Below are 26,426 nucleotides of genomic sequence, written 5' to 3'. Positions count from 1 at the left end.
CGAGCCTCACCCCCACCGGATGTCCGAAGAGCCCACAAACTGCTCGAATGCTTCCATCAGAGCGATGCTACGGGTCGAGCGGCTTGGGACTCCGTCGCAAGACGCTCGCGTATGGCCGCAACTCACCACCATCGCAGGTGAATGTCTATCCGGTCGCGGTCCGCGGCGCGGAAAAACGCGACCATATCGACGGAATGAACCCTTTCCTCGGTATGTCGCGCTTCTTGCAACGGTGGCGGATCACGGCGCCGAAAGCTCGATTTCGGCGGGCTGACGTGTTGGGCCTCACCATCCCGAGGTGGCAATAGGATTCCCGTATGGCGAAGACCAAGAAATACGGATTTGGTAATTTCCTGCTAGATGCGATCCTCACTCTGCTTACTGGCGGGATTTGGCTTATCTGGATCTTCGTGCGCGAGATGCGACGCAAGTAACGAGATGGTCTCGCACCGCTCAGGAGCGAGTGGGAGATTGTCGCGACAGTCACGATCGAGACGCGGCGAGTCAGGATCGGAACTTCCGAGCGCGGGACGAAACGTTCGCGATCACCCGCGCGCGATTCCCCGCAGAACGAGGTCTGCCAGAGCATCCGCCCGCTCCCGATCCAGCGGCACCCCCAGCAGCGCCCCGTAGCTCCCGAGTGCGATCAGCTGATCCGCGACGACCGCAGCATCCACATCGGCCCTCACTTCCCCGGCCTCCACACCACGGGCCAGCCTCTCCGCCGTCCACTCCCGGATCGGCGCTGCCAGGCGCTCGTTCAGCCGCGCCCCCAGTTCCGGATCCGTCGCCGTCACCGCGATGAGCGCACGGGCCAGCGCGACGGTCTCGCCGTCCTTCCCGTGCGCCGCGAACAGGGCGCGCAGATCCGCCGCCAGGTCGTCCGTCATCGGCAGCTCCACCGCCGGAAGAGATCCTTCCAGCAGCGCCTCCCCGAGGATCGCCGCCTTCGACGGCCACCACCGGTAGATCGTCTGCTTCGAGACGCCCGCGGCATCCGCGAGACCTTCGATCGTCACCGCCTCGTACCCGCCGGCCGAGAGCGCGGCGCGCATCGCCTCCAGCACCGACTGGCGCGCGGCTTCACTTCGAGGTCTCGGCACGCTCACAGGCTATCGAGGAGTACGATCACAGATAACTAGACGCACCGTTGCGTAATGGATCGGGGCCCTTCGACAGGCTCAGGGACCCAAAGAGCACGCTCACGGGCCCTTCGACAAGCTCAGGGACCCAGGCAAGTTCAAGGAACGACAGAGAAGGAGCACCAGCATGGCCCTCACCGCACACTCCACCATCGGCGAATGGCTGAACGATGAGGTCGGCGGTCCGCTCATCCGCGGCCTCTTCGAGAAGACCGGCGCCGACCCCGAGCTGCTCACTCCCGTGCTTGGCCTGCCGCTGCAGCAGCTCGTCGCGATGAGCCAGGGCGCCATGCCGCAGTCGGTCGTCGACGACCTCGTCCGCGCAGCCAACGGCGGCGAGATCCCCGAGGCCGACGAGTCCACCGGCTGGGCCGAGCAGCCCACCACCGGGCGCTTCGCCGGCAAGACCGTGATCGTCACCGGCGCCGCATCCGGAATCGGCAGGGCCACGGCATCCCGCATCGCCCGCGAAGGCAGACGCGTGATCGCCGCCGACATCTCGGCCGAGAAGCTCGACGCACTGAAGGCGGAGTTCCCCGACGTCGTCACCGTCGCCGCCGACCTCACCCAGCAGAGCGCGATCGACGCCGTCGTCGCCGCAGCGGGCGACCGCATCGACGGCCTCGCGAACGTCGCCGGCATCAACGACGACTTCTCCCCCGCGGGCGAGACGACGGATGCCGTCTGGGACCGCGTCATCGCGATCAACCTCACCGCCCCGTTCAAGCTCATGCGCGCCGTTCTGCCCGTGATGGAGGCGGCCGGCCGCGGTGCGATCCTCAACGTCTCGAGCGAGGCCGGCCTGCGCGGCAACTCCTCGGGCAACGCCTACACGGCGAGCAAGCACGGCATCATCGGCGTCACGAAGTCCGCGGCGTTCATGTACGGGCCGAAGGGCATCCGGGTGAACTCCGTCGCCCCGGGCGGTGTCGCCACCGGCATCCCGATGCCCCCGAACATGTCGGAGCGCGGGTCCGCGCGCCTTGCGCCGTTCCAGCAGGCGATCCCGACCGTCGCGACCGCCGAGCACCTGGCCGCGTCGATCACGTTCCTGCTCAGCGACGACGCCGTGAACATCAACGGGGCGATCCTCGCGTCGGATGGTGGCTGGTCGGTGCAGTAAGCCCGGAACCGGGAACGCCCTCAGACCGGGTCAGAAATGGATGCGAAAGAGCCGATTCGGGTGCATTTCTGGCCCCTCAGTCGACGTGGGCACCCGCGCGGTCCGACCCCGTCAGCGACGCCGCAGCGCCTCTCCCATGGAGGTAACCGCCTCTTCCAGGATCGGCCGGGGCGTGGCGAACACCACTCGCACGAAGTCCTCGTATCCCTGTCCGAGCAGCTGGCCCTCGGTGAGCACGACTCCGGCCTGCTCGCGGAAGAACTCCGCCGGCGGCCCGTCGATGCCCAGCGCCTTCGTGTCGATCCACCCGATGTACGTCGCCTCGGGCGCCCGGTACACGGCCCCGGGCAGATGGTCCGAGACCAGCGACGCGAGCGCAGACCGCGACCCGTCCAGGTAGCCGAGCACTCCGTCGAGCCACGGCTTGCCGTCGCGGTACGCGGCCGTCGACGCCACCACGCCGACCGTCGCGGCGCCGTGCTGCACCGAGAACCCGAACCGGCAGTAGAGCTTCTGGTCGGCGTCGTTCGAGGTGATCAGCTGCGCGGTCTTGAGCCCGGGGATGTTCCACGCCTTCGACGCGCTCGTGCCGGTCACGGTGTGCGCGGCGGTCGCCTCCGACACCGACGCGTACGGCACGAACGGCCGCCCGTCGAAGCGCAGCGGCGCGTGGATCTCGTCGGCGAACACCCGGCCGCCGTGCCGCTCGACGATCTCGGCGATCGCCTCGAGCTCGGCGCGGTCGGCGACCGTGCCGGTGGGGTTGTGCGGGTTGCACAGCACGAGCGTGCGGGCGCCTGCGGCGAAGGCCTCGTCGATGCGCTGCAGGTCGTGCTGCCACCGGCCGTCGACCTCGACGCCGGGGACCTCGATCACCGGATGCCCGATGGTCGGAAGATATGTCAGGAACGGCATGTATGCCGGCGTCGGCACGATCACCGGCGAGCCGGCGGGCGCGTACTCCTCGACCGCCACCCGCAGCACGGCCATCACATCGGAGACCGGATGCACGCGCTCGGGGTCGACCGCCCAGCCGTACTCGTGACGCATCCAGTCGGACGTCGCGACACCGAGCTGCGCCGCGAGCGGAGGCGACAGGTAGCCGAGGTTCTCCTCATCGATCGCGCGGTGCATCGCCGCGGCGATCTCGGGCGCAACGCCGAAGTCCATCTCGGCGACCCAGGCGCCGATGCGGCCGGGGTGCAGGCTCCACTTGCGGCTCTCGGGCCGGTCGAGGTGGAAGCGGGTCCGGGTGTCGAACGGATGCTGTGCGATGCGCGCGTCGGTCATGGGCGTCTCTCAGCTCACTCGCCGACATCGAACGACGGCGCTCATGCGGGCAGAGTCAGCGCGAGGCGAGCGACGAGTCGGCAGAACGCCGGCGGTCGCGGTCTGGAACTCGGGCACGCGTGGACTCCTTCACAACAGCGGGAACCACCAATCTAAAGACGCCTCCACGCCGGCGCACGTCGCATTTCCGTCCATGACGACGGCACCCGCCGGCGCGCGGCCTAGGGGAGCTCAGAACCGACTGCGAACCTCATCCACAAAACCAGGTACACCCGCTTTCGCCAGTGCTGTGAGGACGTCATCGAGGCTTCGCTTCGGATTGCGCGTCGCCGCAGCCTGCGCCTCGAGCACTTCAATGACGACGGCGCTGCGCATGTCCAGCTGGCTCATGAGAAAGTCATCCGGAGAGATCACCTCGAGGTCCAGGCGAAGCATCGCGTCGATGGGGAAGTCCCGCAGATTCGCCGTCACGACGGCGTCGGCCCTGGCCCGTAAGGCCGCCGCGACCACGTGCCTGTCGTCCGGATCCGGCAGCTGCAGACCCGCCTCGATCTCCGCGAAATCACCGATGCACGCACCTGGAAACGTGTCATTCATGTACGCGACTCTGCGCTGCAGCGCGCTCGAGTCGATGTCCGGGTGGATCGCGCCGATGGCATCCGTCGCTTCGGCGAGTATTCGTTCGGACCAGATAGGACGATAGAGCCGCTCCTCAGCCAACCGCAGCAGCGTGTCGCACAAGGCGACCGGCACCATGACGCAGGCGTCGAGCACCGCTGCGAAGATGGCCATGCGTGATCACGCTTTCCGCGATCGCTTCTTCGCAGCCTTCAGCGCCTCGATGTAGTCGGCCCGCTCGGTGTCGTACAAGCCGTTCGCGGATGCTTCCGCGGTGAGCGCGTCCAGGCGATCGATGGCACTGCTGTGCGTGCGGTCACGATACGCGAGCACATCCGCCAGCTGGACTCGACGGTGCCGACCGGGCTGCTCGTACGGAATCTCGTTCTGTTCCAGCAGCCGAATGAACGTCGGCCGGCTTATGCCCAGCATCTCAGCCGCCTCCTGCGTGCTCACACGCATCGCATAGGGAACCACGCTGACGGCGTTCCCCGCTCGCATGGCCGATGTCACCCGAACGAGGATCTCGTAGACCTCATCAGGAAGCTCGATCGACTCGTTATCCGGGCCCACCAGCTTAGGTTTGACGTTCTCCACAGCCTCACGCTCGATGAACCGGGCAAGGCCGGCGATGCCCTGCGAGTCGGTCGGGCTCACGGGATCAACGGATCGACGGGAACGGATTGCCGCGCTCATGACTCCTCCAAGGTGGACTTTCATCATGCGCCCAATTCGAACAAAACGCAAGAATCGAACAAAACGAGGGTTCCCGTTTCCCGATGTCCGTACCCAGGTGGATGATGCTCCCAACTGGAGGAGCAGCATGGGGACCACACGAACGCCGATCGGAACCGACGACATCCCGGCGGATGCTGCGCGAGACGCGCTGAGACCCTGGTCACTCGACGGCTGGAACCTGCGAAAGGCGCCGTTGGTCGCACTCGACACCTCAGGCACGGCCGACGTGCACGCCCTCGCGGCCGTGATCCGAGACGACCCGCTCACCGGCTCGAGCAAGTCGCTCGGTGTGATCGGCAACCACAACCGCCCGATCCAGAATGAGGAGCATGCAGAGCTCCTCATGAGGATCATCGGCGCCCGACGCCTCGACCTCGTCGACGCCGGCTACATCGGCGACGGCCACGAGGTGTTCCTCGTGTGCGAGCTGCCCGCAGAGTGCTCGATCGATCGTGGACGCTTAGGCGCTCCGCGGCTAGACGGCCCGTTCGAGCTCGTCAGCATCAATCACCATGACGGTTCCGGCGCGCTCTGGTTCTACGTGCTTCCCGCCGGAACGTGGCACTCGACCCTCAGCCCGATGCTTGCGCCGCTCGCTCAGCGCCAGCCCGGCACCCGCTGGATCGCACGCCATGCGCTCGCCAGCGCCCGCGTGCGCCACAACGCATCACTCCGGGGGATCGCGGGGAAGCTGCGTCGAGACCTCGGACTGTTCCGCCGCGGCGAGGGCCCGCTCGCCACGTTGTGAATACAGACGGCAGGAGCCCGTCACCGGCCCGGGCTCGCCTCGACTCGTTCTCCAGTCTCAATCTCGCGCGGCGCCTTCGCGACCAGCATCCGCACCGTCGTCCCGACCACCGCGATCGCGAACCCGACGACCACCGGCATCCACACCTCCGCCAGCACCAGCGGGAACAGCTGGACCGACACCGCCGCCATCTCCGCCACGTCTCCCTGCAGCACGCGCATCCCCAGCCCCGCCTGGATCGCCGTGAACAGCGCCGGCGTGACCCACAGGGCCAGCAGCGCCACGACCCAGACGACGAGCCGCCAGACCGGACGCACGCCGCACCAGATCAGCGCCGCACCGACGACGACCGCCGGCAGCCACCGCTCGAGCGAATACACGAACGGCGGCACGAACGCGTCGCCGGTGAATGCCGCGAACCACCGCCCGACCCAGTTCCCGAACGGCACCGCGGCGAGCGCGACGCCGAGCGAAACGACACCCACCGAGCGGCGCGACGTCATCCAGAACCCCACCTGCGCCATCAGCACCGCGGCGATCGTGCCGCCCAGCATCCCTGCGAGATAGAGGATCGCCCGCGGGTCGACTCCGCTGCCGAATCCCAGCCCGGCGGCGAGGACGCCGAACGAGAGCACGACCGCGATCATGTGCACCGCCGCGACACCCAGCGCCGCCTGCCACGCGACGAGCGGCCGCCGCTGCCCCGCGACGTGCACGGCGAGCCCGGCGAACACCCCACCGAGCAGGACGAGCGAGAACAGCAGCGCCACGAAGTACTGGCTGATCGGCAGCGGCGAGAACGGCATATCGCGGGGCATGGTCTGCGTCGCCCAGAGGTTCTGCAGCGGCAGCCGCCCGCCGCCGACCAGCCACGGCAGCAGGCCGGCGATCCCGCCGAGAGCGCCGATCGCGAAGGACAGGAGGCTCGGGCGGGGCGTCGTGGGCCCGGTCGCGGACGTGTCGGTCATGGGGACACGCTGTCACACGATGCCGGATGCCGTCGGAGGACTCGGCATCCGCCCGGCACAACCCCTTGCACCCACCCCGCCCGCAGGGTTGCATGGGAGCCACCACCAACGAAGGAGGATCGCCATGTCGGTCGCACGTGTCACCACCATCACGTCCCGCTCATCGCAGAGCTTCGAGGACGCCGTTCGCCACGGCATCGAGAGGTCGAACGAGACGCTGCGCAATGTCAGCGGAGCCTGGGTCAAGGAGCACCAGGTCCTCGTCGCCGACGGCGCCATCAGCGAATGGCAGGTGACTCTCGAGGTCACGTTCGTCCTCGACGACTGAGCACGGGGATCGCAGACGGATGCCGCCGGAGCCTCGGCCCGGCGGCATCCGCTTCACTCACCTCTGGCGCTTCGCCTGGCCCAGGTCGAGGCCGCTGTTCTCGGCCACGTCCTCCCATGCGAGGTACTTGAAGTTCGTGCTGGACTCGTCCGTGCCCTCCGGCGTGTTGTCGCCGTCCTGCACGACGAGCAGCCCGCCGTCGAAGCCGGGCAGGCTGACGTTCACGACATCCGCGCCGTCGCTGTGCTGGGTGCTGTCGACGCTGCCGTCGGTGATGCTGAACGAGCCGACGTAGTCGTTGCGCGTGCCGAGCTCGTAGACGGCGAAGGTGTCGTCGCCCTGGCTCGACGCGAGCAGGTAGCCCTTGTTCGCTTTGGTGCGGTAGATCGTGAGGCCCTCGATGTCGGTGCGCAGCACGTCACCGCCGAAGCCGGGGTTCTCGCCGTAGACGCACTCGTCGGTCTGGGCGTCGTACGTGCCTGGAAGGCCGTACTCGACCGCGGTGTCGACGAGCACGGGTTCACCCTCGAGAGCGGCGTCGATCTTCCAGATGCCGACGAGCTCCTGTCCGAGGTACGCGGTGCCGCTCTTCTCGTCGACGACCATTCCCTCGACCTGCGCGTACTGCCCAGGGTCGTCGCACGTCGTCCAGGTCGACCCGTCGGGCATCGCGAACTCGGCGGGGAGCGCGAGCGTGCGCACGATCTCCCAGCCGACCGTGCCGTCGTCGTTGCCCGTGAGCTCGAGCAGCGCGACCTCGGTCTCGGAGTTGCGGCTCACGAGTGCGTAGGCGCCGGTGGCGTCCTGCCAGGTGGCGAGGCCGTAGGCCGTGTGCTCCTCGTTGACCTGGTCCTGCGAGGAGCTGAAGATCCAGCCGGAATCCGGAGCCGTCACCTCGGTCAGCGCGCCGTCGTCGATCACGAAGATGCCGAGGTCGTCCATGCCGCGGTCGGAGGCCACCGCGAGGTCGACCCGCTCGCCGTCGAGCTCGAAGTCCTCGATGAGGTCGACGTTGTTGTAGCGGCCGGACGCGTCATCCTCTCCCGGTGCGGGCTTCGGCTCGACGTGCTGGACCTCCTGCCCCTGTAGGTCGTAGACGTAGAGGCCGGCCTCCTTCGCCGTGGTGATCACGAGGCTGTTCTCGGGGGCGTCCTGGTCGACCCAGATCGCGGGGTCGTCGGCGTCGGCGTCGTCCTCGTCCCACAGGGCGGGAGTCTCGAGGACGGCGGTGATGGGCTCGGGCTCGGGCTTCGGCGGGCGGGCGTGCGCGGCGGACGCGCCGACGAGCACGACGGCCGTGCCGATCGCGGTGGCGGTGAGCAGGCGGGGGATCACGAGGGCTCCTCAGGTCGATGGATGCTGACGCTCGATCGTTCTCCCGTCCGATGAACTCGCCATGAACCCCGGGTGACATGAGCGCGACGGCATCCGGAGCCCTGCCCGGCCCCGGATGCCGCCGCCCGCTCAGCTCAGCCGCACGGGTTGACCGTCGTCACCGCCCCGTTGCTCACCGCGGCGATCGTGCCGGCGAAGGCGTAGTCCTGTCCGCCGTTGTTGTCCCAGGTGCCGGCGCCGTTGTTGAACGCGGCGGTGACGGATGCTCCGTTCGAGTCGACCGTCTTCGACACCCAGCCCGTGCATGCCGCCGCCATGGCCTGGCCGGGAACCGCCGTCCAGGCGCCGGCGCCGATGCGGTAGTGCACGTTGTAGGCCGACCAGCCCTTCGAGGTGGAGTAGTACACGGTCAGGTCGTCGGTCGGCGGCGCCGCGCACGGGTTCGCGGTCGTGACGACCCCGTTCTTCACCGAGGCTGTCGCCCCGGTGAGGCTGTAGTCGCTGCCGCCGTTGTTGTCCCACGTGCCGGCGCCGTTGTTGAACGCGGCGGTGACGGATGCTCCGTTCGAGTCGATCGTCTTCGACACCCATCCCGCGCACGCGGCCGCCATGGCCTGACCGGGCGCGGTGGTCCAGGCACCGGCGCCTACCTTGTAGTGCACGTTGTACGCCGACCAGTTCTTCGTGGTCGAGTAGTAGACGGTCAGGTCATCGCCCACCGGAGTGCCGCCCCCGCCCGTGGTCGCCTTGGCTCCGGCGTGCAGCGCGATCGCATCGTTCGCGCCGACGGTGGCGCTGAACTGCCCGCCCGAGACGGTGACGGTCGGGCCCGACCAGGTCGTGCCGGTGCGGACCGCATCGATCACGTTGTAGTAGGTGCCGTCTGGCAGGGTCGTGGTGAACGTGCGGGTGAGTGAAGCGCCGCGGTTGATCGCCACATACCCGGCATCCCCGCGGCCGAACGCGATCGCGCTGCCGCCGTTGGTCCACTTGTCGGTGACCGGCTTGCCGTAGGTGGTGTTGCGGAACCCGACCATGTTCATGATGTCGTTCTGCGCGTGCTTGAAGGTCCAGTTGCCCTGGCCCTTCACCGGATCGATGACGTTGCCGCCGGCATCCGTGATCGGTCCTGCGTTGTTGTCGCTGAACGAATAGCCCGAGTGGATCGACGGCGAGCCGTAGTTCCAGGCGAGGGTGAAGATCTGGGCGAGATCGTACGTCGCGCCGTCAGCGTACGAGAGCGTCTCGTGGTTGCGCTCGGTGTCGTGGTTGTCGACGAAGACCGCCGCGTTCGCCTGCGGGAGGAAGCCGCTCCAGGACGAGCCGATGCCGTTGCCCTCGATGAGCCAGTTGAGGGTGCCGCCGCCGAACGCCTCCTTGAGCTTGCGGGCGAACGCGAACTCGTGGATGTCACCCACGGACGTGTACTCCTCGGGCTGGATCGGCTCGTTCGCGCGGATGACCTCCTGCACGACGTAGAGCGAGTCGCGGTTGTTCACCTTGCTCCAGATCGCCTGCATGTCGGCGGCGGCGATGTGCTTGACCGCGTCGATGCGGAATCCGGCGACGCCCATTCCGACCAGCTTGTTGAGGTAGCCGGCGATCGTGTTCTGCACGTAGGCGGAGCCGGTGTTCAGGTCGGAGAGGTTGACGAGGTTGCACTCCTGCACCTCCCACCGGTTCTGGTAGTTCGCGATGTCGCGGCGGCAGGAGTGGAAGTCCCAGCTCGAGTAGGTGCCGGGGTAGTTGTAGTGCTGGAACTGCGTGCCCGCCCAGCCGGTGCCGCCGGCGGACTGGCCGGACATGTGATTGATGACGGCGTCCACGATGACGCCGACGCCCGCCTGCTCGCAGGTGTCGATCATGGCCTGGAACTCGGCCTCGGTGCCGAGACGGGAGTCGAGCTTGTAGGAGACCGGCTGGTAATGGGTCCACCAGGCCGACCCGAGCACGTGCTCCTGCGGCGGGGAGGTCTGCACGTAGCCGTAGCCGGCGGGGCCGAGGGTGTCGGTGCACTCACGGGCGATCGCGTTCCAGGTGTACGCGAACATCACCGCGGTGGCGTCCTTCGGGCCCGGGGCCGCGGCCTCGGCGGGTGCGGGCGGGGCGGTGACCGCGAAGGCCGGGATCGCGAGCACAGCCGCCAGCAGCAGGAGGGCGAACCGCCCCTTCGAGCGTGATCGCTCGCGGGATCGGGTGCGGTGCAGAACGTTCGGGAACATCGAGATTCTCCTTCCGTCGGGATCGCCCGCCCGGCATCCTCGCCGTGCGATCGAGAGCACGTCAGCGTGCATCTCGATGACGGTAGCGCCGACGCACGTGTTAATGCAAGCGTTTACAGAATGGGATGCTCTTGCGGTATTCCTGCTTAGTCTCACAGCCGCAAGCGTTTCCAGAATGTGGGAGTAGCCCGTCTCGAGCCGCGCGGGCATCCCAGATCGACGCCGGCATGACGGAGGAGCCGAAAGGAGACATCCGGCGAACGCGAACTCCGCATCCACCCCCCCTTCTCCCCGGCCTCGCGCAGGCGTACCCTCGGCTCAGAAGGAGTCAGGATGCGGATGCTGTGGCCGCAGCTTCCGGCGGATGTCACCTACGTCGCGACCGATCTGAATCAGCCGATGCTCGACTTCGCGGCATCCGCTCTGCGCGATCCGCGGGTGCGATGGCAGGTGGCGGACGCCACCGACCTCCCCTTCGACGACGCGAGCTTCGACGTCGTGCTCTGCCAGTTCGGGGCGATGTTCTTCCCCGACCGGGTGCGTGCGTTCAGCGAGGCGCGGCGCGTGCTCGCGCCCGGCGGCACGTTCCTGTTCAACGTCTGGGACGCGATCGACAGGAACGACTTCGCCGCCGTGATCACGGATGCCCTCGGCGCCATGTTCCCCGAGAACGCGCCGCGGTTCCTCCCCCGCACGCCGCACGGGTACCACGACGTCGCGCTCATCCGGCAGGACCTGACGGATGCCGGCTTCGGCAGCATCACGATCGAGACGGTGACCGCGCAGAGCGTTGCACCGTCGGCCCTGGCCGCCGCGACCGCGTACTGCCGGGGCACCGTGCTCCGGACCGAGATCGAGACGCGGGATGCCGGAGCACTGGACGAGGCGACTCACCGCGCGGCTGCGGCGATCGCCGCAGCGGCACGGGGACGGCGAGGTCCGCGGCCGGATCCAGGCGCACGTGGTGACCGCGGCCGCCTGAGGTCGCGGGGCGCTCGGGCGCAACAGGACACTGAAGAATCGACCCGCGGCATCCGCCGGTAGACTGGAACCGCCCCGCTCGGCCCCTTCCTTAGGAGTGCGCGTGACCAACGCCCCCGAAGCCACCGCCCACACGCACGTCCCCGACTCCGTCGAGAACGCGACTGCGACTCCGGAGAAGGAGCAGCCCTACGCGGCGCTCGGCCTCAAGGACGACGAGTACGCCCGCATCAAGGAGATCCTGGGCCGCCGCCCGACCTCCGGCGAGCTGGCCATGTACTCCGTCATGTGGAGCGAGCACTGCTCGTACAAGTCGTCGAAGAACTACCTGCGCCGCTTCGGCCAGAAGGTCTCCGACGAGATGAAGGAGCGCCTGATGGTGGGCATGGGCCAGAACGCGGGCGTCATCGACGTCGGCGAGGGCTGGGCCGTCACCTTCAAGGCCGAGTCGCACAACCACCCCTCCTTCATCGAGCCGTTCCAGGGCGCGGCCACCGGCGTCGGCGGCATCGTCCGCGACATCATCTCGATGGGCGCCCGCCCGGTCGCGGTCATGGACGCCCTCCGCTTCGGCGCGATCGACCACCCCGACACCGCCCGCGTCGTGCACGGCGTGACCAGCGGCATCAGCTTCTACGGCAACTGCCTGGGCCTTCCGAACATCGGCGGCGAGACGGTCTTCGACTCCGTCTACCAGGCCAACCCGCTGGTGAACGCGCTCGCGGTCGGCGTGCTCCGTCACGAGGACCTCAAGCTCGCCAACGCCACCGGCGTCGGCAACAAGGTCGTGCTCTTCGGCGCCCGCACCGGCGGCGACGGCATCGGCGGCGCCAGCATCTTGGCCTCCGACTCGTTCGACAGCACCGGCCCGACCAAGCGCCCCGCGGTGCAGGTCGGCGACCCGTTCGCCGAGAAGGTGCTCATCGAGTGCTGCCTCGAGCTGTACAAGGGCGAGCTCGTCGAGGCCATCCAGGACCTCGGCGCCGCCGGCATCTCCTGCGCGACCAGCGAGCTCGCGGCCAACGGCAACAGCGGCATGAAGGTCTCCCTCGACAACGTGCTGCTGCGCGACCCGTCGCTCACGGCCGAGGAGATCCTCATGTCGGAGTCGCAGGAGCGCATGATGGCGATCGTCGCGCCCGAGAAGCTCGACGCATTCCTCGAGGTCGTCAAGAAGTGGGACGTCGAGACTTCCGTGCTCGGCGAGGTCACCGGAGACGGCCGCCTCATCATCGACTGGCAGGGCGAGCGCATCGTCGACGTCGACCCCTCGACCGTCGCGGTCGACGGCCCGGTCTACGACCGCCCGGTGGCGTACCCGACGTGGATCGACGCGTTGCAGGCGGATGCCGCGGAGAACCTGCCGCGCTCTAACGACCCGGGCGAGCTGCGCACCCAGTTCCTCGACCTGGTGGCGAGCCCGAACCTCGCCGACACCCGCTGGATCACCAACCAGTACGACTACTTCGTGCTCGGCAACACCGCTCTCGCGTTCCCCGACGACGCCGGCATGATCCGCGTCGACGAGGAATCGGGTCTCGGCTTCGCGATCGCGACCGACGCCAACGGCCGCTACTGCCAGCTCGACCCGTACGCGGGCGCGCAGCTGGCCCTCGCCGAGGCGTACCGCAACGTCGCCGTCACCGGCGCGACGCCGACCGCGATCACCGACTGCCTGAACTTCGGATCGCCGGAGAACCCCGAGGTCATGTGGCAGTTCGGGCAGACGGTCGACGGCCTCGCCGACGGATGCTTCGAGCTCGGCACCCCGGTGACCGGCGGCAACGTGTCGTTCTACAACCAGACCGGCGACGTGCCGATCCACCCGACCCCGCTGGTCGGCGTGCTCGGCATCATCGACGACGTCTCCCGCCGCATCCCCTCGGGGTGGCAGGACGAGGGCCAGAACATCTACCTGCTCGGCACCACCTCGACCGAGCTCTCGGGTTCGGCGTGGGCCGACGTCGTGCACCAGCACCTGGGCGGGCGTCCGCCCAAGGTCGACCTGGCCGGTGAGAAGCGTCTCGCGGGTCTGCTTTCGGCGGCTCGCGACGAGTGGCTGATCTCCTCGGCGCACGACCTCTCCACCGGCGGTCTCGGGCAGGCCCTCGCCGAGGGCGTCATGCGCTTCGGCGTCGGTGCCCGCGTCTGGCTGAACGAGATCATCGAGCGCGACGAGGTGGATGCGGCATCCGCCCTGTTCTCCGAGTCGGCCGGCCGCGTCATCGTGACGGTTCCGCGTGAGGACGACGTGAAGTTCCGCGGGCTGTGCGAGGGCCGGGGCTACCCGGTGATGCGCATCGGCGTGACAGACAGCGAGCCGCAGCTCGAGGTGCAGGACGTGTTCACGGTGTCGGTCGCCGAGCTGCGCGAGCGCTCGCAGGCGACGCTGCCGGCCGCGTTCGGCCCGACGGTCGCGGAGCCGGTTGCCTGATGACCGAGCCCAGTGAGGACTACGGCGATCTCGACGCACGTCGGAACCGCCGCATCCGCGTCGTCGCCTGGACGGTCATCATCGCGCTGATCCTCGGCGGTGGCGGCGCGACGGTGCTCACGCTGCTCCTCGGCTGAGATTCCGCACACCTCACCGCGTTTCGTCTCGGTCGCACGCTCCCTCGCTCAACGACCCGCGAGGTACCGGTCGTTGAGCGAGCGCAGCGAGACGAAACGCCCGTCTCTGAACCTGACTGGGGTCCCGCGCGATCTCGCGTCCAGCATCCGTTCACCACGCCGTCATCCGCCGGCCGCCGGAGAGTCACGGGCATTCCAACGCGCGCCGCTTGACTCGCGATATGAGAAGACTCCCCCGCGCTCTCGCGGCCGCCACCGTCGTCGCGACGGCAGCCACGCTGCTGCTCGCCGCACCGGCGCAGGCCGCCGGCAACCAGACCACCCCGACCTCGAAGATGCACGCGTTCGAGCCGACGCTCGTCGCCTGGGCCGAGCTCTCGGCCGACTTCCTCGCCGAAGGCCCGGCATCCGGCGCCCAGGCCAGCCCGAACAACGGCCGGCAGGGTCCGTGGGACGGCCAGGTCATCCCCGGCTTCTCCGCGATGATCGAGAACGGCGACGGCACGTTCTGGGCGCAGCCCGACAACGGCTTCGGCGCGAAGGGCAACTCCGCCGACTTCCTGCTGCGCAGCTACCTGGTACGTCCCGACTGGCAGACCGCCCAGGGCGGGTCAGGCGACATCGCGATCGAGCGCTTCATCTCGTACAACGACCGCAACGGCATCCTCGACTTCCCGATCGTGAACGACGGCACCGACGAGCGCTTGCTCACCGGCGCCGACTTCGACATCGAGTCGGTCGTCCGCGCGAAGGACGGCTCGTTCTGGGTCGGCGAGGAGTTCGGCCCCTTCCTGCTGCATTTCGACGCCGAGGGCACGCTGCTTGAGAAGCCGTTCTCCCTCGACGGTGCGAAGTCTCCGCAGAACCCGTACCTGCAGCCGGGCGAGACCCCGCGGGTGCGGGCGAGCCGCGGCTTCGAGGCGCTGGCGGCATCCGTGAACGGTCGCTACCTCTACCCGATCGTCGAGGGCTCCTATGCCGACGACTCCGATCTCCGCCGCCGCGAGATCCTCGAGTTCGACACCAGGACGGGCGCCTACACGGGCCGCACCTGGAACTATCAGACCGACCAGGAGCCGAACGTCATCGGCGACGCCTTCACCGTCAAGAACGACGTGCTGCTCCTCGTCGAGCGCGACGACTTCGAGGGCGAGCAGGCGGTCACGAAGCGCGTCTACGAGATCGACCTGAAGAAGACGGATGCCGAGGGCTACGTCGAGAAGACGCTCGTGCTCGACGCCCTGCGCATCGCCAACCCCGACGGCCTCAGCGCCGGAAACGGCTATGGCAGCGGAGCCGTGTGGTCGCTGCCCGTGCAGTCGTTCGAGACCATCGTGCAGCTGAAGGACGGCCGCCTTCTCATCGGCAACGACAACAACTACCCCGGCAACGACGCGCGCGTCACCGGAACCCCCGATGACACCGAGTTCGCCGTCATCGACCTGCAGCGCACCAAGGTCGAGCCCGAGCAGGTCACCGTGATCGGCCACCGCGGCGCGAGCGGCTACCGCCCCGAGCACACCCTCGCCGCCTACGAGCAGGCGATCGTGCAGTGCGCCGACTACATCGAGCCCGACGTGGTCTCCACGAAGGACGGCGTGCTCGTCGCCCGCCACGAGAACGAGATCAGCGGAACTACCGACGTCTCGGCGCGCCCCGAGTTCGCCGACCGCAAGGCCACGAAGACCATCGACGGCGTCAAGGTCACCGGCTGGTTCACGGAGGACTTCACCTTCGCCGAGCTGCGGACGCTGCGCGCCAAGGAGCGCCTGCCGCAGACGCGCCCCGCGAACACCGCGTTCGACGGGCTGTACGTCATCCCGACCCTCGACGAGGTCATCGACCTGGCCCGCCACTCGGTCAGCTGCGACGGCCGCCAGATCGGCGTCTACCCCGAGACCAAGCATCCGTCGTACTTCGACTCGATCGGCCTCTCGCTCGAGGAGCCGCTGGTCACAGCCCTCCAGGCGAACGGCGTCGACTCGGCGGATGCTCCGGTGATCGTGCAGAGCTTCGAGGTCTCGAACCTCGTCGAGCTGAGCGGCCTCACCGAGGTGCACCTGGCGCAGCTGATCAGCTCATCGGGCCGCCCGTACGACTTCACGCTGGCGGGCGACACCCGCACGTACGCCGACCTCGTGAAGCCCGCCGGTCTCGCCGAGATCGCCGGCTACGCCGACGGCATCGGCGCCGAGAAGTCGGTGCTGATCCCGCGCACGGCCGACGGCCGGCTCGCCTCGCCGTCGCCGGTGATCGCGGATGCTCACGCCGCCGGTCTCGACGTGCACGGCTGGACGTTCCGCCTCGAGAACCAGTACCTGCCCGTCGAGTTCCGCTCCTCGGCCGACCCGATCGCGCCGGGCGACCTCGCCGGCGAGATCGAGGTGTTCCTGAACGCCGGCATGGACGGCATCTTCAGCGACCAGCCCGACATCGCGGCGACGGTCGGCTAGTCCCGCATCCGCTGCTCACTCGAGTGCCCGGCATCCTTTCCGGATGCCGGGCACTTCTGTCTCTACGCCCCCGCGAATCCCCGCTCGATACCCGCTCCCGTCGCAAAGCGGCCCGCCAAATCGACGAAATGGTGAGCTTTTTCGCGACGGGAGCGAAGAGGGGACGGCGTGACGGGGTGTGGCTGTCGGGATCCGGGGCGTACCCTCGGCGGGGAACGGAGGAGGCACCATGACCATCCAGCCCATCGACGTCGGTCTCGACGAGAACATCGAGGGATACCTGATCGGCTCCCCGGTGAGCATCATCCGCGAGTTCGCCTCGACGCCGGGGACCGGGCCGCGCCTGCACCGGCATCCGTACGTCGAGACTTTCGTGATCCACCGCGGCCGCGCGCTGTTCACCGTCGGCGACGAGCAGGTCGTGGGGGCCGGCGGGCAGATCCTCGTCGTGCCCGCCCTCGTGCAGCACCGGTTCGAAGTGCTCGACGGCGGCACCTATGAGGCCACGCACGTGCACGCGAACGACCGCTTCATCACGGAGTGGCTCGCCTGACGCCCACTCTGTCGGCTCGGAATGCCGATTGCCGGCCGAACCAGCCGTTCTGAGCCGACGGATGTGATTCTGAGTCGACGAAGCGCACGGAGAGTCTCGGCGCGTGAGGCCTCACGCCACCATCCCGCGCCAGATCACGTCGATCGCCGCGCTCAGCCGCTCGGCGACGCCGGGGTCGGAAAGCCGCTCCCCACGCACCACGATCTGGTAGTACGCCGCTCCCGCGATCGCGTCGAAGCAGGCATCCGCATCGAGATCGGCGCGCAGCTCGCCCCGCTCGATCCCGCGGCGCAGCGCGTTGATCAACGGCACCCGGCGGCGCGAGACGTGCGAGGTCCAGTACGCCTTCTGCAGGGCGCGGTCAGCCATGACGAGACGGATGCGCTGACGGAACCGCTCCTCCGAGAACCCCGGCGCCGACGGGGCGACGCCGTCATCGCCGAGTCCCATCCCCTCGAGCAGCGCCTCGCGCAGGTCCTGGTCGTCGGGGTACTCCGGTGGCACCATGCGCCCGACGTCGAGGGCCGCCGCGATCAGGGTCGTCAGCGACGGCCAGCGCCGGTACAGCGCCGCCCGGCTGACCCCGCTGCGGTCGACGACCCGGCCGACCGTGACGTCCTCGCCGGCGTCGATGATCGAGAGCGTCGCCTGGAGGATCTGCCCGTCGATCTCCTCGTCGCGCGGACGACCGGGGCGACGGCGAACCGCAGCCCCGGCATCCGAACCAGCGCCGACGGTCACCTCGGCCTCCGCCACCATCGCCGTCACGCGGCGACCGCCCGCGAACGCAGCCGGGCGATGGTGTCGCCGGACAGGCCGGCCGCGCGCAGCGGCGACAGCGGATCGCCGTGCCGCTCACGGAGCGTGTCCAGCAGCATCCGCATCGAGACGTCCATCTCGCCCTCCAGCAGCGAGGAGCTCTTCTCGTGCACCGACGCGTCGAAGCCGAGTGCCTTCCACATCGCGCCCATCACCGGCGCCGTGCGCTGCATGATCGACACCATGTTGTCGCCGGTACGCGCGTAGTCGGCGACGATGTCCTCGTCGGCAGCGCCCAGGGCGAGCAGCAGCATCGCGGCGAGCACGCCGGTGCGGTCGCGCCCGGCCGCGCAGTGGAACGCGGCGGCGCCCGGCGTATACGCGATCACGTTGAGCGCGGTGACCAGCTGGGGCGCGGCGACCTCGACCATCCGCAGGTACATCCGCCCCATCCCCTCGTGGCTGAGCGCGGGGCCGTCGTCCTCCATCGAACGACCCACGTCGGCGATGAGCGGCAGGTGGTGGTAACTGACCGGATGCTCGCCGAGCGGGCCGCGCCCGGTCACCGCGACCTCCAGCGGCGAGCGCAGGTCGATGATCGCGGTGAGCCCCTCGGCGACGAGCTGCTCGGCGATCTCCGCCGGCACGTAGGCGAGGTCATCGGTGCGGATGGCGAGCCCATCGCGCAGCACACCTCCGTCGATCGCGATGCCGCCGAGGTCGCGCAGGTTCACCGGCGCGCTGAGCACGAGGTCCGTGTCGATGATCGTCATGTGATTCTCCTTCGGATGAGGGCGCTGCCCTGGTCGATCGCCGTGACGAGCACGATGATGCAGATGATGATGGCGCTGAGGTGCCCGTAGTCGTACATGCGCATGGCCGTGGTGAGCTCGAGGCCGATGCCGCCCGCGCCGACGAGACCGAGGATGGTCGCACCGCGGACGTTCCCCTCGAACAGCAGCAGCGTGTACGACGTGAGCAGGGGCGCGGCCTGCGGCAGGATGCCGTACTGGATGACCTGCCGCTTCGAGGCGCCGACCGCCTCCATCGCGACGACCGGGCCCCGCTCGACCTGCTCCATGGCCTCCGCGAAGATCTTGCCGATCGAGCCGATCGAGCCGAGGGTCATCGCGAGGATGCCGGCGAACGGGCCGAGCCCGACGGCCGAGACGAACATCAGCGCGAAGACGAGATCCGGCACCGAGCGGATGACGTTCATCACCCAGCGCGTAGGGTAGTACAGCCACCGCGGCGCGATGTTCGACGACGCCCCGAACGCGACGAGCAGCGAGAGCACGGCGCCGAGCACCGTGCCGACGACCGCCATCTGGAACGTCTCCAGCAGGAGGGCTGCGATCGTCCCGATCTTCGAGAAGTCGGGCGGGAAGAGGCGGGAGAGGAACTCGCCCATGTTCACGGTGCCCTCGCCGAGCTTGACGAAGTCGAAACCCGCCCCGTTGAACGACCAGATCAGCAGCAGCGCGGCGACGGGGAGGCCGAGCAGGAAGCGGGTGCGCGGCACGCGGAACGCGCTCTCGAGACGGCTGCGGTCGGCGACGCTCAGCGCCGGCCGTGCGGACGTGCGGGGTTCACTCGTGAGCGTCATCGCCGTGCTCCTCATCGTCGTACAGGTTCTGCAGCGCGGCGGCATCCAGCTGGGAGGTGGCGCCGGCCACGACGACCTCGCCGTGCCGGAGCCCGACGATGCGGTCGCTGTGCGCGAGAGCCAAGGGCAGTACGTGCAGGCTGACCAGCACCGGGATGCCGTCTTCGGTGGCGATCTCGCGCAGCAGCTCCAGCACGGAGTCGGCGAGCTTCGGGTCGAGCGACGCGACCGGCTCGTCGGCGAGGATCACCTTGGGCTGTTGCATCAGGGCGCGCGCTATCGCGACGCGCTGCTGCTGTCCGCCGGAGAGCGAGCGTGCGGGGGATGTCGCCTTGTGCGCGATGCCGACGCGGTCGAGGAGCTCGAGTGCGCGGCGGCGGTGCTCCCGGGAGAATCCGCCGACGAGGTTGATCGGGCCGGCGCTGTGCAGGGCGCCGGTGAGCACGTTGGTCATCACGCTCAGCCGCGGGATCAGGTTGAACTGCTGGAACACCTGCCCGACGTCGGAGCGCAGCGTGCGCAGTTGGCCGCGGTGCAGGTTGATGACGTCGTGCCCGGCGACCCGCACCGAGCCCGACGAGATCGGCGCGAACCCGGTGAGGCTGCGCATCAGCGTCGACTTGCCGGATCCCGAGGCGCCCAGCAGCGCCACCATCTCGCCCGGGAACAGGTCGAGGTCGACGCCGTCGAGCACCTTCGCGTCGTCGTAGGCGACCTCGAGACCGCGGGCGGTCACCAAGGGGAGAGCCTGCCGCAGCTCGGCGGTCGAGGTGCGCGGTTCGGGGGTGGCGGCGGCGGTGGCGGCGGATGCCGTGGGAAAACCGGGATCATCCGCGCCTGGGGCGGCGTGTCCCGAGGCGCCACGCCGAGTGGGCGCGGTTCGGTCTCCGTTTTCCACGAGGACAGCGGCCGGGCCCGCGGGGGCGGATGCCGCGGCATCCGCCCCGTGGGTCTTGAGCGTCGTCACTTGAGGTCCTGGAGTTCGACGCCCGCGACCTCGGCGATCTCTGCGAAGGAGGCGTACAGCTCGGCATCCGGCGCGACGATCTGCTCGAGACCCGCGAACGAGCCCATGGCGCCGAGGCGCTCGGCGTTCTCGGGCGCGAAGACCTCGGCGATGCCCTTCACGATCAGCTTGCGGGTCTCGTCGTCGAGGGACTGGCGGCCGAGCACGGTGCCCTGCACCGCCATCGCCGGGCTCTCGCCGATCGCGCGCCACTCGCCGTCGGCGAACGGGAACATCGGCTCGCCGAGCTCGGTGAGCATGATCGCCGTGCACGCGGCATCCACCTGACCCTGCTCGAGTGCGGCGAAGCTGCCCTCGTGACCACCCGCGAAGATCGCCTCGTAGTCCTGATCCCGCTCGAGGCCCGCCTCGTGCAGCATGTACACCGGCATGAAGTAGCCGGAGCTCGACGCCTGGTCGGCGAACGCGACGGTCTTGCCCTTGAAGTCCTCGAGGGTCTGGATGGGCGAGTCGTCCAGCACGACGCAGGTCGAGACGGGCTTGTCGTCGCCGCTGAACGCGACGAGCGGGTCGACCTCACCGGTGTTCACGGCGAGAGCCGACGGGAAGCCGCTCATGATGCCGATGTCGACGTGGTCCGCGCGGATGGCCTCGACGACGCTGAGGTAGTCGGGCACGTCGGTGACCTCGACCTTGCGGCCGGTGGCCTCTTCGAGGAGTTCCGCGAACACCTCGATCGGGTTCTCGGCTGTGGGGTCCTCGCCGACGGGAAGGGTGGCGATCGTGATGGGAGCGTTGGGGTCGGCCGGGGCGGCCTCCGCGCTGGGGCTCTGGCAGCCGGTGAGGGCGAGAGCCGTGACGCTGAGGAGGCCGACGGCGGGCAGGGTGAGGCGACGCATGATGACCTTTCGGGAGGTGATGTCCCCGATATTTCGAGAACACCGGTATTCCAACTCGCGAAGGTGTCGGGCAATTACGAGACCGTCGTACTCCGAATGGAACGCTGCGTGAACGGATGGTGTCAGGGGCCGTCGGACCTCCTGCACAGCATCCGTCCTCCTCCGGGTTGTCCCCATCTGTCGGATCGGCGGATCCCGATGGGGGTGGCCCCGCGAATGATGCGAGTGAACCCATCGAGGAGGAGACCATGACCGAAGCGAAACTCGACCTGATCGCCAAGCTGCTCGCCAAGGCGGAGAGCACGACGCCCGAGGAGGCGGAAGCGCTCACAGAGCACGCCGAGCGGCTGATGGTGAAGTACGGCATAGAGCAGGCGCGCCTGGACGCGCGACGTGAGCGGCTCGGGCAGCAGCAGGAGGAGATCGTCCAGGAGCGGATGCTGTTCACCGGGGCGTATGCGCGCGACGTCCGCGAGCTCGGGGCAGGAGTCGCGCTGGCGCTCGGCACCATCCGGCCGATGTATTCGGAGCAGCCGGGAGTCGGAGCGCTCCTGTACTTCGTCGGCTTCGCCTCCGATGTCCGCCAGGCGAAGATCCTCACCGCGAGCCTGCAGGTGCAGGCGATGGTCGCGATGCGAGCCTGGTGGGCGACGGAGCGCGGCCTGTACGGCTTGTCTCTTGAGAACGACAGGCGCCGCGCGCGCAGCGGCTTCGTCCGCGGGTTCGGAGTCGGCGCCGCAACTCGCATCCGCGAGAGCCGGCGCGTCCTCGTGGAGGAGGCCGGCCCCGGAACGGATGTCGTACTGGCATCGCGACGCGATCGAGTGGATGCCGCCGCCGAAGCCCTCTCCCGCGGGAAGTCGCGGCGGCGCCAGGGCGCGGACGCCAGGTCGTTCGCGGTCGGTCACCGGTCGGGTCGTGAGGCGAACACCGGGGAGCGGGCGGTCAGTCCGGGGAGGGGTGTCACGCGCTGACACCGCCTCGGTGTCGGTGTCTGTCACGGTGCTGGCGTCGGTGCTGCTGTCGGGGAGCGCGCGTACAGTGTCGGCATGACCGCCGACTCCCGCTCGATCCTCGCGCAGCTGCACGCCGAGGCGTCGGCGCGGGTCGCGGCGACTGCGGCCGCGCTCGACGAGCTCGCGCACGACCGCGAGGGCTCGAACGACGACGACGAGCACGACCCCGAGGGAGTCACCCTGTCGTCGGAGTGGTCGCGCCTTGCGGGCATCGCCGAGGCCGCGGCATCCGAACTCCGTCAGGTCGACGAAGCGATCGCGAGGCTGGATGCCGGCGCCTACGGCATCTGCGCGGCGTGCGGCCTGCCGATCCCCGCAGCCCGACTCGAGGTGCGTCCGTTCGCGATGCACTGCGTCGCGTGCGCGGAGAAGCTCGGGCGCTGAGTCACCCCGTGGAATCATGAAGCGCTTCGTCTCAGTCGCTGGCGCTCCCTCGCTCTACGACCGGGAGAGGATCAGCCCCGGTCGTAGAGCGCCTCGAAACCGGGCACGCGGATCAGTCGTCGATGTCGGCGTGGACGAGGGAGAGGTCGGCGGCGAGTTCGATGTCGGCATCCCGCCCGTCGCTGAGACGGATGCTCACCTCGTAGGCGACCCCGTCGTCGTCGCTGCTCGCGACCGAGTCGACCGCCCCCTCGGACTCGGATGCCGCGAGTGCGGCGTCGATGATCGCATCCAGCTCTTTGAGGTCCAGCGCCGGATCGGACGATCGATCGTCGTCCTGCGCGGCTTCCGGGGTCGCGGTGCCGTCGGCTGCGACGAACACGTCGATCTCCTCGCCGTCGGCGAGAAGCACCTCGACCTCGTAGCCGCCGTGCTCGACATCGATCTTGCTCGCACCTGTGCCGTCCGCGGCGGCGATCGCCGCCTCCGCGGCCTCGCGCAGCGCCGCAGCATCCGTCGCTGGCGCACCGGCAGCCGTGCCGCCGCCGTTCACGCCGTCTCCGCGGTCGTCACGATCGTCGTCGCGGTCGCCTCCGCGAGAATCGTCGTCACGGTCGTCACCGCGGTCATCACGGTCGTCCCGGTCACCGTGCCCGTCGGCTCCCGGTCCGCTCCCCTCGGAGATCGAAGGCCGGTCGTCGTCATCATCCGCGACGGCCGCACCGACCGCATACGCACCGCCGCCGACGGCGACGAGCGCGACGGCGGCCGCCGCGCCGATCAGGATGTTCCGGCGTCGCCGCCCCATGGCCGGCTGCTCCGGCGCGGCCGCGGGATCGGCCTCCGCCACCGTGTCGAACCGCTGTGTCTCGGCTGCGGGATCGGGCTGTGGGGTGTTCTGCTCGCTGTTCATATCTCCACTCTGCCCAGTGGGTGTTGAACGCCGACTGAAGCTTCCTGAAGCCCTCTTCAGGAACCCGCGGGCAGGGCGAGCGTGAACCTCGCGCCGCCCTCGCGGCCCGCGGACACCGTCACGTCTCCGCCGTGAGCCCGCGCGATCTCCCGCACGATCGCGAGCCCCAGGCCGCTGCCGCCCTCGTCGCGCGCACGTGCTTCGTCGAGCCGGGCGAAGCGCTCGAAGATCTGCTCGCGCCGCTCCTCCGGCACGCCGTCGCCGTCGTCCTCCACCTCGATGCGCACCCACGCACGTTCCGTGACCACCCGCAGCGTCACCGTGGTCGACGCATGACGCACGGCGTTGTCGACGAGGTTCCGCAGCGCACGCGCGAGCAGCACCTCGCTTCCGATCACGCGCCCGGCGCCGATGCCGTGCCCGTCGACGACGACGCCCATCCCGCGCAGCCGCCTGCCCTCGGCGAGCGCGAGATCGTCCATGTCGACGGGACCCCGCACCTGCCCGTGACCGCCGTGCTCGTCGAGCCTCGCGAGCAGCAGCAGCCCTTCCACGAGGTCCTGCATGCGTCTGCCCTCGTCGAGCACGACCCCGCCGAGGTCCTGCACCGACGTCGACGCCGGGTGCGTGACCGCGACCTCGGCGTGCTGCCTGATCGTCGCCAGCGGCGAGCGCAGCTCGTGCGAGGCGTCGCTCACGAACCGGCGCTGCGTCTTCTGCGCCTCCTCGATCCGCTCGAGCATCCTGTTCATGGTCGCCGCGAGCGCGCCGAGCTCGTCGTCGCGCCCCGCGTCGACCCTGCGATCGAGCGCGGTGCCGTCGATGCCGTCGACCTGCCGGCGCATCCGCTCCACCGGCGCGAGTGCGCGGGTCGCGACGACCCAGACGACGATCCCGATCACGATCAGCAGCAGCGGCACGGCCACCGCGAGGACCAGGGATGCCGTCGCAGTCGCGTCATCCACGTTCTCGATCGAGCGGGCCACCGTGAGCATGCCGACATCGGTCTCCTCGGATGCCGCAAGATACGGTTCGTCGTCGATCATCAGCCGCACGACCGAGTCCTCCGGCACGACCGGGAGAGTCGCGGCATCCTCGTCGTTGAAGCGCGGCCCTTCGCCGTCGCGGCGCCCGCCGCCCTGCAGCCGCACGAGGACCTCACCGTCGAGGTCGCCGACGTCCACCGGCCGGTCCTCGAGCTGCTCGCCGATCGTCTCGAGGTCCTGCTCCACGGCCGCCGCGACGCCCTGGGTCAGCAGCTGCCCGAGGATCACCACCGTGCCGACGGCGCCCGCACCCAGTGCGATGCCGACGACGAGCAGCGCGCCTAGCGTCACCCGCGCCCTGACCGAGCGGAAGAGGTGCATCTCAGCCGCCGTTCCCCGCGAGCCGGTAGCCGGCGCCGCGCACGGTCTCGATCGCCTCACGCGCGAACGGCCGGTCGACCTTCGCCCGCAGGTGCCCGATGTACACCTCGACGATGTTCACGTCGCCGTCGAAATCGTCGCCCCAGACGTTCGAGATCACCTCGCGCTTGGTCACGACCTCGCCGCGTCGGCGCATCAGGAAGTCGAGAACGGCGAGCTCCCTCGCAGTCAGCGAGATCTCGGCGTCACCCCGGAAGACCCGCCTGGCGGCGGGATCGAGCCTCAGGTCGCCGGCTTCGAGCACGGCAGGGCGCTCGCGCCCGCCCCGGCGCACCAGCGCCCTGAGCCGCGCCACCAGCACCGGATACGAGAAGGGCTTCGTCATCCAGTCGTCGCCGCCGGTGTCGAGCCCCTCGACCTCATCCCACTCGCCGTCCTTCGCGGTGAGGAACAGGACGGGCGTCCAGTCGCCCTCGGCGCGCAGCGCCTGGCACACGCGATACCCGCTCATGCCGGGCATCATCACGTCCAGCACGATCGCGTCGTAGTCGTTGTCGCGGGCGAGCTCGAGGCCGGTCCGGCCGTCGTGTCCGACGTCGACGACCATGCCCTCGGCCTCGAGCCCGCGGCGGATGCCGTCGGCGAGGCGGACTTCGTCGTCGACGAGGAGTATTCGCATCCTCCCAGACTGCCGCGCCGGGCCTGAAGCGCGGCTGAAGACCCGCCAGCGGATCCCGGTTGCTCCCGGCCGCCGACGGCGAACTCCGGTCAGCGAGGTCCGGTCAGCGCGGCCGCGCTGACCAGCGCAGCCGCGGTCAGCGAGCCGCAGTCAGCGCAACTCGCCGGCGGCCGGCCAGCGCCCGTTCGCCTGATGGAACTCGACGTGCGCGAGTAGCTCCGGCACGTCGTGCCTCGTCAGATCGACGGTGAGTCTCGTTCCTGAGGACGCCTTCACGAACAGCATCCGCCGCCCGCCCCGGCCGATCATCCGATAGCCGGCGATGTCGTCGTACCGGATCACCCTGACTGCGCCGAAGAAGGTCCTGAACACGATTTCGTCCTTACCCGGCGCGAGGTACCAGTTGCCGTAGACGAGCAGGACGAGCAGCCCGAGGGCGACCAGGATGACCGAGGCGATGCGGAACGGAACGGGGTCGCGCATGCTGCCGCTCCCGAACGCGAGCAGCGACATGAGCAATCCCACGCCGAGCAGCGCCCAGGCGATGATCACCACGAGCTTCGGCATCCGGAGGCGGTCAGGGCGGCCGGGGCCGCCGGTCGCCCGGTTCGGCCGCATGAACGCCCGCCGCACCAGGACCACCACCAGGATCAGCGCGGCCGCGAAGAGGACGAACTTCAGCGCGGCACCGGGGATCACCCCCCGACGTTAGCAGGGCGCGTTGGCCGCCGGTTCCGGTCGCACTTCGGCACGATCCGCCACGCGA

Annotated in this window: 26 protein-coding genes; 10 read left to right on the top strand and 16 right to left on the bottom strand. The window is 69.3% G+C overall.

Annotated features, from left to right (window positions below; all coding sequences use genetic code 11):
- Positions 1-545: 545 nt before the first annotated feature.
- Positions 546-1,103 carry a TetR/AcrR family transcriptional regulator gene (locus IPV10_RS11695; RefSeq protein ID WP_307861116.1) on the bottom strand — a complete coding sequence of 186 codons (558 nt, stop codon included), beginning with the start codon at positions 1,101-1,103 and terminating at the stop codon, positions 546-548.
- 166 nt (positions 1,104-1,269) lie between these two features.
- Here IPV10_RS11695 and IPV10_RS11690 point away from each other — a divergent pair, with 166 nt between their 5' ends.
- A complete protein-coding gene (locus tag IPV10_RS11690) occupies positions 1,270-2,265 on the top strand; it encodes an SDR family NAD(P)-dependent oxidoreductase (RefSeq protein ID WP_207484027.1) in 996 nt (331 codons plus the stop codon).
- A gap of 111 nt (positions 2,266-2,376) precedes the next feature.
- Here IPV10_RS11690 and IPV10_RS11685 read toward each other — a convergent pair whose 3' ends face one another.
- The 3 genes from IPV10_RS11685 to IPV10_RS11675 all read right to left on the bottom strand — a co-directional run bounded on the left by IPV10_RS11685 (position 2,377) and on the right by IPV10_RS11675 (position 4,869).
- Entirely contained in the window at positions 2,377-3,555 is a 1,179-nt protein-coding gene (locus tag IPV10_RS11685; protein ID WP_207484025.1) for a MalY/PatB family protein, read from the bottom strand.
- Between the two features lie 231 nt (positions 3,556-3,786).
- Entirely contained in the window at positions 3,787-4,347 is a 561-nt protein-coding gene (locus tag IPV10_RS11680; protein ID WP_207484023.1) for a PIN domain-containing protein, read from the bottom strand.
- Between the two features lie 6 nt (positions 4,348-4,353).
- Entirely contained in the window at positions 4,354-4,869 is a 516-nt protein-coding gene (locus IPV10_RS11675; RefSeq protein ID WP_207484021.1) for an excisionase family DNA-binding protein, read from the bottom strand.
- Between the two features lie 127 nt (positions 4,870-4,996).
- Here IPV10_RS11675 and IPV10_RS11670 point away from each other — a divergent pair, with 127 nt between their 5' ends.
- Positions 4,997-5,659 carry a hypothetical protein gene (locus IPV10_RS11670; protein ID WP_207484019.1) on the top strand — a complete coding sequence of 221 codons (663 nt, stop codon included), beginning with the start codon at positions 4,997-4,999 and terminating at the stop codon, positions 5,657-5,659.
- A 20-nt stretch (positions 5,660-5,679) separates the two neighbouring features.
- On the opposite strand, the gene IPV10_RS11665 is transcribed toward IPV10_RS11670, so the two are convergent.
- Positions 5,680-6,627 carry a hypothetical protein gene (locus IPV10_RS11665; RefSeq protein WP_207484017.1) on the bottom strand — a complete coding sequence of 316 codons (948 nt, stop codon included), beginning with the start codon at positions 6,625-6,627 and terminating at the stop codon, positions 5,680-5,682.
- A gap of 124 nt (positions 6,628-6,751) precedes the next feature.
- Here IPV10_RS11665 and IPV10_RS11660 point away from each other — a divergent pair, with 124 nt between their 5' ends.
- Complete coding sequence (locus tag IPV10_RS11660) at positions 6,752-6,955, top strand: dodecin family protein (protein WP_207484015.1); 204 nt, start codon at positions 6,752-6,754, stop codon at positions 6,953-6,955.
- Between the two features lie 57 nt (positions 6,956-7,012).
- On the opposite strand, the gene IPV10_RS11655 is transcribed toward IPV10_RS11660, so the two are convergent.
- Together IPV10_RS11655 and IPV10_RS11650 are read right to left on the bottom strand one after the other, a co-directional pair.
- Positions 7,013-8,290, bottom strand: a complete 1,278-nt coding sequence (locus IPV10_RS11655; RefSeq protein ID WP_207484013.1) for a phytase — start codon at positions 8,288-8,290, stop codon at positions 7,013-7,015.
- A gap of 134 nt (positions 8,291-8,424) precedes the next feature.
- The gene (locus tag IPV10_RS11650; RefSeq protein WP_207484011.1) at positions 8,425-10,512 is read right to left on the bottom strand and encodes a carbohydrate binding domain-containing protein; all 2,088 of its coding nucleotides are present in this window, start codon (positions 10,510-10,512) and stop codon (positions 8,425-8,427) included.
- A gap of 333 nt (positions 10,513-10,845) precedes the next feature.
- Here IPV10_RS11650 and IPV10_RS11645 point away from each other — a divergent pair, with 333 nt between their 5' ends.
- From IPV10_RS11645 to IPV10_RS11625, 5 genes are all read left to right on the top strand, one after another.
- The gene (locus tag IPV10_RS11645) at positions 10,846-11,556 is read left to right on the top strand and encodes a class I SAM-dependent methyltransferase (protein WP_207484009.1); all 711 of its coding nucleotides are present in this window, start codon (positions 10,846-10,848) and stop codon (positions 11,554-11,556) included.
- 40 nt (positions 11,557-11,596) lie between these two features.
- Positions 11,597-13,927 carry a phosphoribosylformylglycinamidine synthase subunit PurL gene (purL, locus tag IPV10_RS11640; protein ID WP_207484007.1) on the top strand — a complete coding sequence of 777 codons (2,331 nt, stop codon included), beginning with the start codon at positions 11,597-11,599 and terminating at the stop codon, positions 13,925-13,927.
- Positions 13,927-14,064, top strand: coding sequence for a hypothetical protein (locus IPV10_RS11635; protein ID WP_207484005.1), 138 nt, complete (start codon positions 13,927-13,929; stop codon positions 14,062-14,064). The genes purL and IPV10_RS11635 overlap by 1 nt, the downstream gene beginning before the upstream one ends.
- Positions 14,065-14,285: 221 nt before the next feature.
- Entirely contained in the window at positions 14,286-16,517 is a 2,232-nt protein-coding gene (locus tag IPV10_RS11630) for an esterase-like activity of phytase family protein (protein ID WP_207484003.1), read from the top strand.
- A gap of 229 nt (positions 16,518-16,746) precedes the next feature.
- The gene (locus tag IPV10_RS11625) at positions 16,747-17,070 is read left to right on the top strand and encodes a cupin domain-containing protein (protein WP_207484001.1); all 324 of its coding nucleotides are present in this window, start codon (positions 16,747-16,749) and stop codon (positions 17,068-17,070) included.
- Positions 17,071-17,181: 111 nt separating this feature from the next.
- Here IPV10_RS11625 and IPV10_RS11620 read toward each other — a convergent pair whose 3' ends face one another.
- The 5 genes from IPV10_RS11620 to phnD are packed head-to-tail and all read right to left on the bottom strand — an operon-like array spanning position 17,182 to position 21,301.
- On the bottom strand, positions 17,182-17,829 hold the full coding sequence (locus tag IPV10_RS11620) for a TetR/AcrR family transcriptional regulator (RefSeq protein WP_207484035.1): 648 nt from the start codon (positions 17,827-17,829) through the stop codon (positions 17,182-17,184).
- A 5-nt stretch (positions 17,830-17,834) separates the two neighbouring features.
- Complete coding sequence (locus IPV10_RS11615) at positions 17,835-18,602, bottom strand: tyrosine-protein phosphatase (protein WP_207483999.1); 768 nt, start codon at positions 18,600-18,602, stop codon at positions 17,835-17,837.
- A complete protein-coding gene (gene phnE / locus IPV10_RS11610; RefSeq protein ID WP_207483997.1) occupies positions 18,599-19,435 on the bottom strand; it encodes a phosphonate ABC transporter, permease protein PhnE in 837 nt (278 codons plus the stop codon). Before phnE ends, IPV10_RS11615 begins: the two co-directional genes overlap by 4 nt.
- A complete protein-coding gene (phnC, locus tag IPV10_RS11605; RefSeq protein WP_307861115.1) occupies positions 19,419-20,402 on the bottom strand; it encodes a phosphonate ABC transporter ATP-binding protein in 984 nt (327 codons plus the stop codon). The genes phnE and phnC overlap by 17 nt, the downstream gene beginning before the upstream one ends.
- Positions 20,399-21,301 carry a phosphate/phosphite/phosphonate ABC transporter substrate-binding protein gene (gene phnD, locus IPV10_RS11600; RefSeq protein ID WP_207483995.1) on the bottom strand — a complete coding sequence of 301 codons (903 nt, stop codon included), beginning with the start codon at positions 21,299-21,301 and terminating at the stop codon, positions 20,399-20,401. Before phnD ends, phnC begins: the two co-directional genes overlap by 4 nt.
- A 248-nt stretch (positions 21,302-21,549) precedes the next feature.
- Between phnD and IPV10_RS11595 the strand changes: the two genes are divergently transcribed.
- Both IPV10_RS11595 and IPV10_RS11590 read left to right on the top strand, forming a co-directional pair.
- The gene (locus IPV10_RS11595; RefSeq protein WP_207483993.1) at positions 21,550-22,275 is read left to right on the top strand and encodes a DUF2786 domain-containing protein; all 726 of its coding nucleotides are present in this window, start codon (positions 21,550-21,552) and stop codon (positions 22,273-22,275) included.
- A gap of 75 nt (positions 22,276-22,350) precedes the next feature.
- Positions 22,351-22,701, top strand: a complete 351-nt coding sequence (locus tag IPV10_RS11590; RefSeq protein ID WP_207483991.1) for a TraR/DksA C4-type zinc finger protein — start codon at positions 22,351-22,353, stop codon at positions 22,699-22,701.
- Between the two features lie 112 nt (positions 22,702-22,813).
- On the opposite strand, the gene IPV10_RS11585 is transcribed toward IPV10_RS11590, so the two are convergent.
- From IPV10_RS11585 to IPV10_RS11570, 4 genes are all read right to left on the bottom strand, one after another.
- Positions 22,814-23,614 (bottom strand): hypothetical protein, encoded by an 801-nt coding sequence (locus IPV10_RS11585; RefSeq protein ID WP_207483988.1) that lies wholly within the window; start codon positions 23,612-23,614, stop codon positions 22,814-22,816.
- A gap of 56 nt (positions 23,615-23,670) precedes the next feature.
- Entirely contained in the window at positions 23,671-24,981 is a 1,311-nt protein-coding gene (locus tag IPV10_RS11580) for a cell wall metabolism sensor histidine kinase WalK (RefSeq protein WP_207483986.1), read from the bottom strand.
- A 1-nt stretch (position 24,982) separates the two neighbouring features.
- Positions 24,983-25,660, bottom strand: coding sequence for a response regulator transcription factor (locus IPV10_RS11575; protein ID WP_207483984.1), 678 nt, complete (start codon positions 25,658-25,660; stop codon positions 24,983-24,985).
- 150 nt (positions 25,661-25,810) lie between these two features.
- Complete coding sequence (locus IPV10_RS11570) at positions 25,811-26,359, bottom strand: hypothetical protein (RefSeq protein WP_207483982.1); 549 nt, start codon at positions 26,357-26,359, stop codon at positions 25,811-25,813.
- Positions 26,360-26,426 lie beyond the last annotated feature (67 nt).

It is taken from the genome of Microbacterium sp. SD291, assembly GCF_017355365.1.
Taxonomy (GTDB): Bacteria; Actinomycetota; Actinomycetes; order Actinomycetales; family Microbacteriaceae; genus Microbacterium.
The sequence above is the reverse complement of the archived record's forward strand: the minus strand, read 5'-3'. Positions and strand labels throughout refer to the sequence as shown.

Excerpts from the sequence above, each read along its gene's own strand:
- IPV10_RS11590 (WP_207483991.1), top strand. The coding sequence starts at position 22,351 with ATGACCGCCGACTCCCGCTCGATCCTCGCGCAGCTGCACGCCGAGGCG.
- IPV10_RS11690 (WP_207484027.1), top strand. The coding sequence starts at position 1,270 with ATGGCCCTCACCGCACACTCCACCATCGGCGAATGGCTGAACGATGAG.
- IPV10_RS11575 (WP_207483984.1), bottom strand. The coding sequence starts at position 25,660 with ATGCGAATACTCCTCGTCGACGACGAAGTCCGCCTCGCCGACGGCATC.
- IPV10_RS11630 (WP_207484003.1), top strand. The coding sequence starts at position 14,286 with ATGAGAAGACTCCCCCGCGCTCTCGCGGCCGCCACCGTCGTCGCGACG.
- IPV10_RS11580 (WP_207483986.1), bottom strand. The coding sequence starts at position 24,981 with ATGCACCTCTTCCGCTCGGTCAGGGCGCGGGTGACGCTAGGCGCGCTG.
- IPV10_RS11615 (WP_207483999.1), bottom strand. The coding sequence starts at position 18,602 with ATGACGATCATCGACACGGACCTCGTGCTCAGCGCGCCGGTGAACCTG.
- IPV10_RS11625 (WP_207484001.1), top strand. The coding sequence starts at position 16,747 with ATGACCATCCAGCCCATCGACGTCGGTCTCGACGAGAACATCGAGGGA.
- IPV10_RS11670 (WP_207484019.1), top strand. The coding sequence starts at position 4,997 with ATGGGGACCACACGAACGCCGATCGGAACCGACGACATCCCGGCGGAT.
- IPV10_RS11595 (WP_207483993.1), top strand. The coding sequence starts at position 21,550 with ATGACCGAAGCGAAACTCGACCTGATCGCCAAGCTGCTCGCCAAGGCG.
- IPV10_RS11660 (WP_207484015.1), top strand. The coding sequence starts at position 6,752 with ATGTCGGTCGCACGTGTCACCACCATCACGTCCCGCTCATCGCAGAGC.
- IPV10_RS11645 (WP_207484009.1), top strand. The coding sequence starts at position 10,846 with ATGCGGATGCTGTGGCCGCAGCTTCCGGCGGATGTCACCTACGTCGCG.
- IPV10_RS11680 (WP_207484023.1), bottom strand. The coding sequence starts at position 4,347 with ATGGCCATCTTCGCAGCGGTGCTCGACGCCTGCGTCATGGTGCCGGTC.
- IPV10_RS11685 (WP_207484025.1), bottom strand. The coding sequence starts at position 3,555 with ATGACCGACGCGCGCATCGCACAGCATCCGTTCGACACCCGGACCCGC.
- IPV10_RS11635 (WP_207484005.1), top strand. The coding sequence starts at position 13,927 with ATGACCGAGCCCAGTGAGGACTACGGCGATCTCGACGCACGTCGGAAC.
- IPV10_RS11650 (WP_207484011.1), bottom strand. The coding sequence starts at position 10,512 with ATGTTCCCGAACGTTCTGCACCGCACCCGATCCCGCGAGCGATCACGC.
- IPV10_RS11620 (WP_207484035.1), bottom strand. The coding sequence starts at position 17,829 with ATGGTGGCGGAGGCCGAGGTGACCGTCGGCGCTGGTTCGGATGCCGGG.
- IPV10_RS11585 (WP_207483988.1), bottom strand. The coding sequence starts at position 23,614 with ATGAACAGCGAGCAGAACACCCCACAGCCCGATCCCGCAGCCGAGACA.
- IPV10_RS11675 (WP_207484021.1), bottom strand. The coding sequence starts at position 4,869 with ATGAGCGCGGCAATCCGTTCCCGTCGATCCGTTGATCCCGTGAGCCCG.
- phnE (WP_207483997.1), bottom strand. The coding sequence starts at position 19,435 with ATGACGCTCACGAGTGAACCCCGCACGTCCGCACGGCCGGCGCTGAGC.
- IPV10_RS11665 (WP_207484017.1), bottom strand. The coding sequence starts at position 6,627 with ATGACCGACACGTCCGCGACCGGGCCCACGACGCCCCGCCCGAGCCTC.
- phnD (WP_207483995.1), bottom strand. The coding sequence starts at position 21,301 with ATGCGTCGCCTCACCCTGCCCGCCGTCGGCCTCCTCAGCGTCACGGCT.